Source organism: Sphingopyxis sp. FD7 (assembly GCF_003609835.1).
GTDB lineage: Bacteria > Pseudomonadota > Alphaproteobacteria > Sphingomonadales > Sphingomonadaceae > Sphingopyxis.
This window is the reverse complement of sequence record NZ_AP017898.1, coordinates 493,222-506,872: the sequence shown is the minus strand read 5'-3', so window position 1 is coordinate 506,872 and position 13,651 is coordinate 493,222. Positions and strand designations below refer to the sequence as shown.

General features: G+C 60.6%; 13 protein-coding genes. All 13 read right to left on the bottom strand.

Annotation, left to right across the window (positions count from 1 at the left end; all coding sequences use genetic code 11):
* Positions 1–151: 151 nt before the first annotated feature.
* The 13 genes from SPYCA_RS02330 to SPYCA_RS02270 all read right to left on the bottom strand — a co-directional run bounded on the left by SPYCA_RS02330 (position 152) and on the right by SPYCA_RS02270 (position 13,439).
* Entirely contained in the window at positions 152–4,516 is a 4,365-nt protein-coding gene (locus tag SPYCA_RS02330; protein WP_120218797.1) for an NACHT domain-containing protein, read from the bottom strand.
* 16 nt (positions 4,517–4,532) lie between these two features.
* Positions 4,533–6,026, bottom strand: coding sequence for a hypothetical protein (locus SPYCA_RS02325; protein ID WP_146625079.1), 1,494 nt, complete (start codon positions 6,024–6,026; stop codon positions 4,533–4,535).
* A 308-nt stretch (positions 6,027–6,334) separates the two neighbouring features.
* Entirely contained in the window at positions 6,335–6,523 is a 189-nt protein-coding gene (locus SPYCA_RS02320; protein WP_120218795.1) for a hypothetical protein, read from the bottom strand.
* A 70-nt stretch (positions 6,524–6,593) separates the two neighbouring features.
* Positions 6,594–7,277, bottom strand: coding sequence for a hypothetical protein (locus SPYCA_RS02315; RefSeq protein WP_120218794.1), 684 nt, complete (start codon positions 7,275–7,277; stop codon positions 6,594–6,596).
* 60 nt (positions 7,278–7,337) lie between these two features.
* Positions 7,338–8,432 (bottom strand): sensor histidine kinase, encoded by a 1,095-nt coding sequence (locus SPYCA_RS02310; protein ID WP_146625078.1) that lies wholly within the window; start codon positions 8,430–8,432, stop codon positions 7,338–7,340.
* A complete protein-coding gene (locus tag SPYCA_RS02305; protein ID WP_120218792.1) occupies positions 8,390–8,866 on the bottom strand; it encodes a hypothetical protein in 477 nt (158 codons plus the stop codon). The genes SPYCA_RS02310 and SPYCA_RS02305 overlap by 43 nt, the downstream gene beginning before the upstream one ends.
* 71 nt (positions 8,867–8,937) lie before the next feature.
* Positions 8,938–9,399: a hypothetical protein gene (locus tag SPYCA_RS02300; protein WP_120218791.1), complete on the bottom strand. Its 462-nt coding sequence runs from the start codon at positions 9,397–9,399 to the stop codon at positions 8,938–8,940.
* 11 nt (positions 9,400–9,410) lie between these two features.
* Positions 9,411–10,055 carry a hypothetical protein gene (locus SPYCA_RS02295; protein WP_120218790.1) on the bottom strand — a complete coding sequence of 215 codons (645 nt, stop codon included), beginning with the start codon at positions 10,053–10,055 and terminating at the stop codon, positions 9,411–9,413.
* Between the two features lie 518 nt (positions 10,056–10,573).
* A complete protein-coding gene (locus SPYCA_RS19455; RefSeq protein WP_232003468.1) occupies positions 10,574–11,275 on the bottom strand; it encodes a DUF5983 family protein in 702 nt (233 codons plus the stop codon).
* Positions 11,276–11,351: 76 nt separating this feature from the next.
* Entirely contained in the window at positions 11,352–11,588 is a 237-nt protein-coding gene (locus SPYCA_RS02280; RefSeq protein WP_146625077.1) for a hypothetical protein, read from the bottom strand.
* A 23-nt stretch (positions 11,589–11,611) separates the two neighbouring features.
* The gene (locus SPYCA_RS19165; RefSeq protein WP_172594957.1) at positions 11,612–11,779 is read right to left on the bottom strand and encodes a hypothetical protein; all 168 of its coding nucleotides are present in this window, start codon (positions 11,777–11,779) and stop codon (positions 11,612–11,614) included.
* Positions 11,780–11,798: 19 nt separating this feature from the next.
* Positions 11,799–12,188, bottom strand: a complete 390-nt coding sequence (locus SPYCA_RS19450; protein ID WP_232003466.1) for a hypothetical protein — start codon at positions 12,186–12,188, stop codon at positions 11,799–11,801.
* Between the two features lie 57 nt (positions 12,189–12,245).
* On the bottom strand, positions 12,246–13,439 hold the full coding sequence (locus SPYCA_RS02270) for a DUF932 domain-containing protein (protein WP_120218787.1): 1,194 nt from the start codon (positions 13,437–13,439) through the stop codon (positions 12,246–12,248).
* Between the last annotated feature and the right edge of the window lie 212 nt (positions 13,440–13,651).

Sequence of the window (13,651 nt, the reverse complement as noted above, 5' to 3'; positions counted from 1 at the left end):
GATCGACCATCTGGGTGCGGCAAATCGGCCGTTGCAGTCGGTGGTTCAGCATGCAATTGTAGCCTAACCTCAGGTTGGAAGGGCCGCTTCTTAGCAGCCAGGTTTTCAACTGCACCGCGCGGTCTCGTTGATTTCAGAAGTAGATTGGAAACTAACCTGCGATTGCATTGGGATTGGGCGTCATGATCGGCCACGGTTTGCCGGAGGCAATATCGGGGTGGCGCGGCTCTGAAACGGGAACGCCGCGCTCATCTCGAATGGCGTCAATGGCGGTCAGACAACGCGCGGCGGCATCCTGAGGGCCCCCATCGGCTGTCCGTGCGAGCAGAGCTTGCCGCAATTCGGCGGCGGCAACCGGTACAACATTATAGGCATTGCTCCAGTTCTCGACAGGGACGTGTTTGGTGACAACGGCTTCGATCGTGTGCCAATCAAACATCGGCCGCTGCTGCTTGTTCTCAAGATCGACCAAGAGCAACAAGCCTTCGCCGTCGGGGTTTTCGGAAACGGCCCTTGCAAGTAATGCCTGGGCGGGGGACCAGTCATCATCGTTCAATAGGTCATAGACCTGTCTGCGCACTGCCGGATGTTTGGCGATCAGCGCGCCGAGTTCACGCGACAATCGCCAACTATCGACGGACTTGGTGTTGAAAACGCCCTTCGCTGTCAGTTCAACGAAGCGGTGCGCCGATGAGGCGGTGCCCAGCTTGAGCGCCGCCGCCCGCCAATGAAAGTTTTCGTAGAATCGTGGGTCTTGTTCGGCGAGTTCGAACAAGGCTTCTTCGGCACCCGCCGAGGGCGTTACAGCAAAAGCGTCAACCATGCCCTCTAAAAAGCGCGGTTCCCGCTGTGCATCCGGCATTCCGCGCACGACGTGGAGTATGTCAGCGAGGCGGTTGGTAAAGGGCAACAAATTCAGCCAGTCGTGCAACTCGTAGGCGTTGCTATCCATGAGTATCCATGGTTCTTTTTTTGCCGCCTCGAAAGTTTCGGCGATGCCCTCGGTAACGAGCTTGCTGTCGATTTCCGCGCCGGAGAGAACCAAATTGAACAGCAATTTGGAACGCGCACGCCGGGGTGTCAGAGAGATTAGCTTCTCGATGGTGTCGTCGCGCTGGCCGTGCGGCAAACGCACAGCCACGATACCAAGTTCGGCCGCGAGCCGCTTCTGGTCGTCTGTTGTGCCATCCGCGATAAGCGTTTCGATGACGGGAAAAATGGCTTCCGCAGCGTCCGAGGTCGCGGCGGGGTCGGCGGCGCGGGCAGCGCGCTTTTCCGCCACGCCGCTGAGATCCGGCCCGCCAAAGAAGCGCTGGTCCGGCGGCGGTTCGTTTGCGGCTCTCCAAAGCTCTGCGAGCACACAGGCTGCGAGTTCGCCAAAGTGTGGATCGATGAGATATTCACACGTCAAGGCGGTCGTTTCTGGCGATTTTATTGCCATGAACGCACGCATATATTCGTGCATCATGGGCCAACTCGCCTCGTCTCTTGCTTTACCTTGTTGCCAGCCTTCGGCAGCGGCTTCTTCCCGGAAAGCGCGGTAGCGGCGGAGATTTTCATCCAGCATCCGCTTTAAGAGAGGAAGCAAACTTACATCGGGCGCACGGCGTGCAAGCGTAGCGACGCTCGCAATATGCCGCCGCTCCGCGTCGCCGGACGCCAAAAGGCGATTGCCCCAGTCTTCGATGAGCGCACGGATAGCAGCAAGGCTTTCCGCATCGAAAGGACGACCCCGGTCGGCCTCGTCGGGATGACGTGACAGCAATTCGGCTAGTCGCTCTATCTGCGCATTGTCTGCTTCTGCGGAACGCGCCTGCGCGGCTGCGACCAGGCTTGCGCCCGGCACGTGCGCAATACGCGATTGGATGCAGTGATACCGGTCCGCAGCCGTCTGATCATACTTGCCGTCCGCATCGCGCAGCCGTGTCGCCGCATCCAAGAGCGTATCGATCATGCGCCCCACAGATTGGGGGCCGAGAACGGAGGCAGCAGCTTCCGCCTGGTCATCCAGACGGGGGGATTCCGCCAGCGCGAGCCGGAGGAGATCATCGTCTTCAAGGCCGAAACCGGCGCTGGCGAGAATATCATCCGCCCCATAGAATAGCTCGCGGCCCGCGCGCACCCGCGCCAGCAAGCCCTCGGCTACGGCCTGCGGATACCGGTTCCGCGCCTCATAAATGAGGCGTACCGCCGCATCTTGCCTGTCCTTGATCTCCATATCGCTGATAATAGTGGCGAGTTCGGCGCTCCTGTCTTGGGTATCACTGGCGAAAATGATCGAGTGCAGCCGGTCATAAGTTGACATGCCGCTTTCTTCGTACCGCTTGCGCGCAGCGGTGATCCCCTGCTGCACAGCCTCGTGGTCCACTTCGTCCACAAGGCTTTTTCGCGCCACCAAGTCGAAGGTTGCGTCTTTTGCGCCTTGCAGCAGTTTGGCGATGTGGCGGTCGGCGCGGCGGAATGAGAGCGCGTCAACGACGGAAGCCTGTACCTCCGGATCGGGATCGTCCTTCGCAACCGCCGTTGCGAGGTCGAGGCCGTCCATGCCGCTGTGAAACGCCATTTCATGCAGGAGAACCGCGCGCGCCTGCGGCGGCAAAGCCTTGATGCGCCTTTCTGCATCTGGCCCCAGCAAGGAGGGCCGAAAGCGCCTGCAATTGCGGAGCGCCTTGAGGCTTACCTGATCGTTTTCATGCGTGATGAGCGGCCAGATGCGATCAAGGAATTCCGGACGCCCTGAATTCATCATGAAGCGGAAGGCGCGGTCGCATTTGCCGGGTGTGTGCCAATGGCTGACACGTTCCTGGATCGTCGCCGCGATGGAGGCCCAGACTTCATCCGTCGCGCGGTAGATCATTTCGGCGGCGAGCATCGGATCGACCTCGAAAGCGGCGAGGATTGCCTTTCCACAGGCAGCCTTCCCGGGTTCTGTTCCCCGCGCCATGCGCTCCACCGCAAAGAGGATAGATTCCTCCCATGCCGGGAGATTGAAGATTTCCGATTTCAGCGCTTCGCGACCCTTGGGATCATCCACTTCGCTGATGATCCGGCGTTCGACCGCATGCGAGGCATACCATTCCTGCAACTGCTGGTGCTGGAATGAAACGCCGGGGGTATCACCGGCCCGCATGAGCACATGGCTGTTGACCAGCACTTCCAGCACGTCACCGGGATCGGGCTGAGAACTCAAAGTCAATTGCCCGTTCTGGACGAGCAGCGCGCCCGTTTCAGAGATCGACCGCCGCGCGTTGCTGTCCGCAATGGCAGTATTCGCCGTTTGCGAGGCAAAAACAGCAAGGCCGTCGAGAAAGTCTTCCTGAAAACCTTTCGCCACGCCATGCAACGCCTCTGCACGGCTGGCTTCCTTCTCATGAGCGGTCACGAAATGCCGCAATACTTCCTCTTTCGTCGTCGGAAACGACGCATTCTCGGGAAGCGAAAGCAAGGCCGACAGGTAAAGCGGTATCGTGACAAGTGCGCGCACGCCCGTTGTGCGCCAAGCCTGATCCACGATCTTAGCCCCCGCATCGCCGCGCAGGGCGACGGCGATCTGCATTTGCTGTTCCTCGCTGAGCGGCAAGAGATCGACGCGCGTTCCAGCGAACGGCACGTCAAGCGCTTGCCTACGCGTCGAGACGATGAGCCCGAGTTCCGGCAATTCCGCCTTGAGGGTCTCGACCTGCACGCGCGCGCGCTTGCGTGCCTCCGCGTCCAGTTCGTTCCAGCCATCCAGCAAAACTACGATGCCGGGCTGGCTTGCCGCCGCGCGGAAATCGTCTTCCGAAAAGCCTTTGAAAGCAGGACGTTTAAGGATCGAGCTGAGAACGGTTGCGTCTTCCGTCGCCCAATCCCCGAGCGGCACGATGAGCGGCGTACCGCTGCCGTCCGCCAGCATGGCGTCGGCGATCTGGAAGAGTGTCGTCGTTTTTCCCATGCCGGGTGGCGCGACGAGGACTAAATCGTCCAATGACACGACCGCACGCGCGATTGCGTTTGTCGTTGCAGGTTCGCCGAGCCCATCCACTTCGAGCCTGAGCGGAACCGGTGTGGCAGGCCATTTTGCCGTATTCCGGAACACGGCGAGATCGGCTGCGGCGGCGTCCCGTAGACGCACATGCAGATCGCCGTCGGGTTGCGCTGCTGAGGCGGGCGGCGCTTCATTTCGCAATACGCGCCGCCAGGAGTCCTCTTCCGCCTGCCTTTTCCATTGACGCAGGAGGTCAACGGTGAATGCCCTCACGTCTGAATCAATGGCCTTGCCGTGGTCTCGGCACATCCAGATGCCGTTTTTCGCGGAGGAACGCTGATCCGGCGTCATCTTCTCGTCATAGCGCGGGCCACCGGGCGCAGCGGCGCAGATATGAGCTGCCGTGCCGATATTGATTTCACCATCGCCATCCGCCGTCGCGCCGACTGTCAGCGTGCGGCACGTCGGAAACGAACAAAGCCACCCTGCGCGCTTCGCGATCTGGAGAACTGTCTTCCGTGAAAAATCGTCTCTGTTTCTTGCCAGCATCGTCGCGCCATCCAGATCAGTTGTTGACCTGAGCGCCTACGCGATATGCGACAAACCCTTTGTCCCCGTCACGCAAATACAGCTTCAGGCTCATGATGCGCGTCGTTGGGTCTCTTTCCTCGATATGGTCGAAGCATTTTCGTAGCAGCGTCCACACGTCCGGGATCGAAAGCTTGCTGCCCGGAACGGGGATCGAGAATTCATGCCGGACGATGAGTCCGGCCTGATAATGCTCGAAGCCGCACCGGACCGAGACGATAGAGTCATTCATTTCGATCGCTCGACTCTGGGTGTAGGCCCAAACATCGAAATCCAACGAGAACAGCTCAAGTTCGGAACGGCTGCTCGAAGCTTGCAATCGAACTGTATCTCCGAGTTGCCCATCCTTCTCACATGCTTGGACGGCGTTTCGGAGCGCCGAAAGGCAAAGCTTGCTGGAGACGACCGTCGTCGGATAACTCATGTCCAATACCAGCGTCCGCTCCTTGTTGAGCCGATGTGTATTCACCTTGATCTTGGTCTCATGCCCCGTAGCGACCGAGATTTCTCGGAACAATTGCAGTGCGGCGGGTCCGTAAATGTCGTCAAGCGATTCCTTGATGACGATGTCTCCGACCACAGCACCCAGGAACCGTGCTGCGCCTTCGTACTCCTTCTGCTTGTTCGGATCCCAGCGCTGCGGACTCTTGAGCGAATGATGACGCAGCTTGCCACGCAGGAGTACCAAGGCTCGAATCTTGTCGGGGGTTGTATCCCCAAGTTTGAAGAGATTGAACGCGGGCGCTCCAGTCGACTTTTGCTTGGCGAACGCCTTCGCATTGTTCTCAATGGCTTGGCAGAGCTCAACTTGCTTCGACAGGAGGTCCGTCTGCTTCTCGTTGCCGGTCTTCCCATCGCAGAATCGCGTCTCGAGAAACAGGTACATGTTGTTGTACGCGTCGATGTACCGGCCGGCACCGTACGCTAGTCGCCCTTCGCGAAAATGCGAGGTCGATTCAATTCTATCGTCGGAAATCTGCCCTACACAAAAGGCCCTTCCGATCTGTTCGAAATCGCACTCCCGATTCAAAATGTTGCCAGGGTTGGAGCGAAACGACGTGAGATGGATGTTGGCTTCTTCGCTCACGTCTTCCGCGCGGAAGCGCAGTTCGTAATTGTCAAAATCCAAGTCTACAATTTGCAGACCGCTTACGACAGCCTGCCAATTCATGATGATCTTCCGAGCGAGAGAGGCATGCTCACCTCCCTTTATCGTGATCTGCGGTATCTCGGCTTCTGGACCCGCCGGCTGCACATGCGGAGCCTGTGCGACGTCCACACCCGAGAAGGCGGCGCAAACGCGCTTGATTACGTTGGCTTCACGTTCCAGGAAGAAGGTCGTGTTGCCCAATTTCATAGGCCAGCCTTCCATCACTTCAACATGATTCTTTACATCGAACGCTACTGTGACGATCATCTCTTGATCTTGCTCGGCAAAGCAGCTTTCAGCAAGCCTCGTTGCGATCGTCATTTGGTATTCGGCAAATTGCCCGTATTGCGAAACTGGGGGCTAGATGTTCGATGGCGGAGTTGTCTCACCAGCGTCTAACGGAGCTCATGCGGTTACCATTGCCGACCAGCCACAACGACGTCTGCTTTCAGGCGATCGGCAGCGGAGCGTAAATTACCGAGATCGGGCGCATTCCCGACCAAATTCCTTCGAAGCTCGGCCTCTGGGCGCTTGGCTTAGGAATCTGACGGAGCGACATGCATCTCGTGACGTCGTTGACCTGATACGAATTGCACCTACGCCAAATGTATGATCAGGAAATGGCCGCTTCAGGCTACCCAGACCAGCAGTTGCTCACCGAGCGGCGGCAAAGTCGGAGAAACACGAAATGGCTGGATCGGATTGCCGGTCCACACGATGAATTGACCACGACCGGTCGTGCCGCGGAGCTGAATCGCAACGGCATAGGCGTGGTCGAACGAGGCGAGCCGCGCCCGCAGAGCTGACAGGGCGGTCATGGATCACTCCGGCATGTGGGGGTAAGGGCGGAGGCGGACGCAAGGTCGCCAGCCTGGCATGGTCCGAATGCTATGCAGCGGTTGGCCCAGTTTCAGGATCAGCGACAGCCAGATCGATTAGAACCTTGGCGACATCGGCCTTGAGGGTGAGTGTTCGACCCTCGGGGATCAGCCATTGGACATCGTCGCAGAAGGCGGATCGGATCTGTTCCAGAAGCGCCTCGTCCTTTCCGAGGAGGAGCTTGTTCGCAAGGTTGCGCGCATCGCGGATGAAATCGTCATGCTGCCTGCCCCAGCTGTCGCTGTCGCAATCCTCGTCGTAAGCGAAGATCGCATCCTCGATCAGCTGCCCGAGCGTCTGCGGAGTGACGATTGAGCCCTCGCGGACAAAAACATGCGCTTCGTCGACATGGCTGCTCGCGTTCGCGCAGACGAGCATATCGACGGGAAGGCTCAGCATCACGGCGGGTTCATCGAGCCCACCGCAGCGAACTATCGGAACATCAAGGGTGATCGCAGTCACCCGGCCGGATTCAACATGCTCGAGCATCTGGCCATCATCGGCATAGTGGAACAGTTCGCCCTCCCGTTCGACCGCAAAGGACAGGCGGGGGACGCGCGGAAGCACGTCATACCATCGATAGCCGGAGAACTTGTCTTCAGCGAAGACAGGCCGGAAGCCGAGCTTCTCCTCGGTCAACACCTTCGCCGCGCATTGTTCGACATCGGCCTCGTGCCTGGGGATCAGGATCATCGAGGCAGCTTCGACGCGCTCGTCCTTGACATATGCATTGCCATCTGCGGTTCGCGGGCGTCATGCACAGAGCCACGGGCTGGCTTCGGGAAGGACGACGCCGAGCTCGGTGGCGCGCTGCCAGTCCTTGAACGACAGGCGATGTTCGCCTTTGAGCGCGATGGTCCGGAAAATGGCCGCCTGCACTTCAGCCCGCAGATCGGCGAGTGCGGCATTCTCGACCATCTCCTTGCGCGCGGGCAAAACGAGCTGGAGCGAGGGCGCGTCGACGATGTCGATCCGGACCGTCCATTTCCGCCGTGCTTCGATTTCCCCGATGGCGGGCATGCGGCAGGGAACCTTGATGCCATGAAAATTGATGCGCGGATCGCTCGCGATGTCATAGGAATCGCTGAAGATTCCGATCCGGCAGCCATGCCACTCTTCGATCCGGCAGGCGCCCGAGAGGAAATCCTCGCGCGGCAAGACCGCGCCCTGAAAGCGGACTGGCAACGGGAAATGCTTCGCCGCTGCTTCGACCCGCGACTGGAGATTGGGCAACCATTCGGCGGGCATGGCAATGACGAGCTGCGTGCCCTTTCGGATATCGGAGGCTTCGACGGTCAGCGAATCTTCTCCCTGCCAGCCGTCTTCGGGGATCGTGACCATCCATCCGGCCTCGGCGGCTCTCGAGAAGGATCGCACGGTAACGCGCTTGCCGGCGAGGCTGAACACACCCATTCCGGCAGGGTCTTCCCGCCGTGCGATCTGGTCGCTCCAGCCAGAGCGGCCGAGCGTCACGAACGCGGCGGGATCATCGATGCCGGTGCCGTCGTCGGCAATGAAGAGGGCCGGCTTGCCATCATGCTCTCCGAGATCGACGTCGATACGCTGCGCACCGGCACGGCGGGCGTTCTGGAACAGCTCGTTGAGAACGTCGGTGATCGTCCCGTTGAACAGGCGCGACACCTTCGCGATAAGCTGTTCGCCGACGGAAGGGCGGATTTGAGCGGGAAGCGTCATGGGAATACTCCTGTTGCGCGGCAGCCTCATTGCCGCCGCGCGTCCCCGCCACCTTTCCTCCCGACCGATGACGATCGGTCGGGAGTGATTGGGTGCGGGCGGCTCAGGATTCAGGCGACGCGAAGTGCCTTCTCGGCCGCGGTTTCGACACAAATTTGCCGCGCGCGCCCGCGACGCCGTTTTCGGATGCGGCCCTCAACATAGGCCTCAGCCCAACGCTGCGCCTCGGCGGCACGCGCTCCGGCGGAGCATTCGTCCGCTTGCTCGAAGATCGTATAGGCGAGCGCATATTGCTCACGTTCCGGAAGCGCGAGCAGCGTCGAAGCGATCGGCAAGGTGCTTTCGTAGAATTCGAGGGCGTGGCGACCGCCGCCATGGTGCATCAGTATGGCGAGCCGGCCCTTGCTACCGACGCCGGTCGGCCTCGCGATCATCACATCGTGCGAGGCATAGGTGACGGCGCCAAAGCCATCGGGCTCCGCCGGATAAAAAATGCGGTCGTCACGATGGGGAAGCGGGTGCGCGAGAATCTCGAATCGGTCGAAGTTCTCGACTTTCCGGATGTAATTATGTCCGATGACCGTCATCGCAGGACCTTTCTGCTGGTGGTGTAATTATGCTTAGGGCGGCCCCTTGGGCGGATCGTCGATGACGGCAATCAGGCAGCCCTAAGGCTGTCGCCCTGACGCAGACCGAAGTCGATTGCTGTGAGGCTTGCGAACTCGTGTTCGACGCGATCGAAGACGCCGGTCAGATCGTCGGCATCGGCCCAGATGCAGGCGTCGCCAGGGTCATGATCGAGTTGAAAGACGATAGGTAACGATTGCGCGGTCATCTCGGGGAAGAAGGCGCGAATGATCAGCCACTCGATCCGGCGTCCGACTGCCCCAACGCGCGGGGCAAGCGCGGTCCTCTCTACAGGGTGCATCGCAAGGTAGCGCTCGGGCGCAATGAGCGGAGCGATCCGAATGCAGGCAATACGACCGGCGACCCCGGGCGCGGAAACGGTGCCAGCGATCGCGCAGCGCTCCACCGCAATCCCCTTGGCCGGAACGAGCGCGCGATAGATATAGTGGGGCAGCGCCCCCGCGATGCGGGAACGCGAGACGATGATTTCCATCGACGTTCTCCTCAGGCGACCAGCCGCATCGGCGGCGCTATGGGGCCGGCGAGGTGCAGTTCGCGCCGGATGCGCGCGGCGAGACGGTCAGGCTCGAGCAGTTCGCCGACCGCGGCCCAGTGGTTGCGGTCGCCGCAATAATCCTTCCGCCCCGTGACACGGCGAAACATCACCTCGCGGCCGGATCCGATGCCAAGCCCGAGTTGGACATAGATTTCCTCGCCATGAAGGATGATCTCGCCGCTGACCGCAATGCCGCCCTTGTTCGAGCGAAGGTCATAGCTGCTGTCCTCCATGCCAAGCGCCTCAGCAAGCCGCTTCAGGGCCTTTCGGCCATCGCTATGGAAGAGCTTCTTTGCCTGCTCGTCGTAGCTGACGCCCCTGTGCGCCAGCACCACGAGAGCGGATTTACCGCGCATGTCGGCAATGCGGTCCATGCAGGCGCGCCGAAGCACGGTGTCGGCGCCGCCCGTTGCGCCCGCGACGGCACCGAGATGCCGCGCGAGCAACAACACCGCTGGATCGGCGTCGTCGGGATTGCCGGCATTTCGGGAATCCTTGATCGCCGCGATCAGCGCGTGGAGACAGGCCGGCAGCGTCGAGAGTGCCGAAGGATCGATTGCCTGCTGGAAGCGGAATGCGATATCGTAGGGCATGGGATAGGCTCCTTCGTCCGGACGTCTTTTGCGCCCGCCCCTGCCCTTCCCTCTCTCCTCCCACTTGGCGGGGCTATCGCTGGTACCCAGGCGCCCGCATTCACGGCGTTGTAGATCCGTCGATCGATGGCGAGCGGGCGGCAAGCAAGCGTTCGCCGCTTGTGCCGGGGATCCCGCAGTGCGCGCGGCGACGCTGCCTTTCATCGCCGTGAGGAGAATTTGAGCATCCGGCAGTCGTCCGAATGTGCTAGATTGCGGGCCTGCCCAAAAAAAAGCGTCCCGCGGAGAATGACGATACGAGAACTGGACGAGGAAGAACGCCATTTGTTGCGCACGCTCGATGGCCCGCTCGCGACCGACGATCTGATCGCTATGGTCAAGGATCTTGGCGAAATCCTGCGCAACCGCGGCCATGTGATCCAGGCCAATGTCGCGGAGCTTGCCGCCGATAGGCTGGAAACACTCGATGCGCGGGCGCATGCCTGAAGATAGCTAGCGCAGGATACCAAAGACCGGCTTCACCAGTCATGCTTCGGCAATGCTTCGACGCTGCCGGCATCGCAGTCGAACAGGATATGGTCGAAACCATGCGCGCGAGCAAAATTCATCGCGGCCAGAAGGTCCGCGGGTAGCTTGGATCGCGTCAGTTCATCCACCTCGCGGGCCGGAACAAACCATCCGTAAACGGTGCTCGCTACATTGATCGGCCGTTCGGACGTTTCCGCCGTGGACCATTCATCCAAAGAGTTTGCGGTCGCAGTCGACAGATGCGCCGTGGTGAGTACGCAATAGTGCCCCGTTTCAAGGTTGGATGGCTGCATATCGGTGAGTGGCGGATCGATACGGACGCGGTCGGTCCTGAGATACTCGCTCGGATGATCGTCGAAATAGATGTCCGCGATCGTTTCATCGTCGAGTGTCGCCGGATCGCGCCCATCATCGATATCGGACCACCACTCGCGGCAATATTCCGCGACCTCAGCCATCAACGCTTCCTGGGTCAGCGCGGCATAATGGTTGGCGCCATGCTTATGATCGATTGAGGCGATGTGGATGTCGAAACGCCACGGAATCGCATTTCGTGCAAGGCAATCCTCGAACATGGCGATGTCCTCGACTACCGCGGTGCGGGCGGCGTCATCCAGATCGGTCGGCGTTTCGATCGCCGCGCGGGTACGAGCGAGCAGTTGCGCGAAGGCGCGAATGCGAGTGTCAGACATGAGTTAATCCTGTTCGGCTTGATGTGAGCCTGTGCCGGCAATCGGCGACCTACGATGCCTGAACAGCCTGAATCGATCAAATGACGATGGTTTGATCGATCGCGTCGATAACGCGGCGAATATCAGCTGCGGCCATTTCTAGGCGGCGCAGCGCTTCTTCGCGGGAATCACAGCCCTCACTCGATGCGAGCTCAGCCATGAGAAAGGCAAAGAGTGGATCGCCCAAATCGTGAGTCTCCTCGATGCTTTCGATGTGGGCAAAGTCGCCTTCACCGTATGCGACGGCGCAAATTTGCTGGAATGGATTCAACATCGTCGGACCCCCTTCGGCTATGGTCATGCAGCCACGGCATGCAGGTACACCGCGGGAGACCGGCATCGACCTCGCGCAGTGATGATCTTCACAAAGGATGAGGCCCGTCGATGCGTGTCGATGACGGCGACGAAAAAGGTGCCCGGGTCGTATTCGTCGCCCTCGGCAGCCGACAGCGCCGTTCGCGCCATCGTGGAGACCGATCGGCAATCATATCGGCGCGTCGGGATCGTCGACCGGCCTCGCGGTCGCGGCACGCGACAGGTCCGGAATGCGCGGGTCGTTGTAAATACTGTCGAGCGACATCGAAAGCGCGTGGTGCTCCGCCCCGTGGGTTGTCGAAGCGTCGATCGTATAGACTGCGCTCGCAAAGCAATCGTCGCCGCTGAAAAATTCGACTTCGACCAGGTGGGTAACGACGACGGCGGTTGAGACCGTACCCCGGCAATGCTTGTCGATGAGGTCGGCGACGCTTGAACGCAGCCCGTCGATGTCGGGGTCGAAATCTTCCCACGTCACATTGTCAGGACATTCGTCGAGGAGATAGTTGGACATAAGGTCCTGCATCGTATCGAGCAGGCAATAGCGAGCATCGGTCATGGCTGGCCTCCATGGAAGAGGAAGCCGCCGGATCGGAGGAACCGGCGGCTTCGCCTGTCAGTGGGCGGTTTCGAGAAGCTTGCAGGCCTTGCCCTCGACCTCGAGCCGGCTGTCCTGGTTGGTCCTGGTGCGCGCGAAGGCCGTGATGCCCTGCACGAAATCATAGATCGTCTCAGGCGGGCGGCCCTCTTCATTGAGCACGGTCGCGACGATCTTCGCGGTTTCAGCCTTCGAGAAGCCGCGTTTGCGCAGGAACGTCTCGCGGTCTTCATCCTTGCGGGCGACGATGCGCTCGCGCGCGGTCTTGATGCCGCTCAGGAATGGCATCGGCGAAGAGTCCGCGAAGTGCTCGAGCGCGGGCGCTGCTTCATGGGCGAAGCGGTTGGCTGCGAATTTCGAGTGGCGGATCTTCACCTCCTCGAAATTCTCGACGCCCCAGAGATTGCGGTTCATGCACACTGCGCGGAGATAGAAGGTCGCCATGCCGAGCGTTTTCGCGCCGACCTCGGAGTTCCAGCAATAGAAGCCGCGGAAATAGAGGTCCGGGTCGCCATTGGGAAGTTTGCCCGCTTCGATCGGATGTGTGTCGTCAACCAGGAAGATGAAGACGTCGCGGTCGGAGGCGTAGAGCGTCGTCGTGTCGCGCATGACGTCGACATAGGGGTTATAGTGCATGTTCGACCAGTCGAGCACGCCGGGGACCTTCCACCGCGTCTGCCCGACGCCGTCGCCGGCGATCTTCATCACCGCTTCCACGAGCTCGTAGTCCCAGATACGGCCATATTCGGGACCGGTCGCGGCTCGAAGTTCGGTTCGCCCGTCGTCGGTCTGCAGCAACTTCACCTGCTCGCCGCGGTGCGCGACAAGGCCATGCTGAAGATTGATGCCGGCGAGCGCGGCCGGAAGTTCGCGAAGATAGGATGCGGGCGCGCCGACGAGGGTGCAAAGCTGTCCGAACGCCCAGTTCGTCGGCGCAACGGGCCGCTCTGCGTCGGGGACCATCAGCGAGAGACGTTCGGGGCTGTCGCTCCGGGCCTCGACACGGATCGCTTTGCTGTCGACGACGCGCGTGGTTGCGCGGTCGGCACGGGCGCGAACGACCTCATGGAGATCGGTGAGCGAGAGGAAGCGCTCGTCGTCGGGACGCGAGAACCATTCGGACGAGACGCGGCCGATATTGCGGCCGCGGGAGATATCGACGCGATAGGCGCCGCCGACCGGGCGGTCGGCGACGGCAGCAAGACTATTCATGGGAACTCTCCGACAAGAAGGGGACGTCGAGCGTGGGCGAAATCACTGCCCGGCTCACACCGACCCCACCCCCTCCTCTCCCGACAGTCAGTCAGTCAGTCAGTCAGTCAGTCAGTCAGTCAGTCAGTCAGATGGCGCTGTGCGCCACGAGTTGATCAACCAAAATTTGTCGACCTTGCGGATGCCGACCGCGGCAGCGTTATCGATAATGA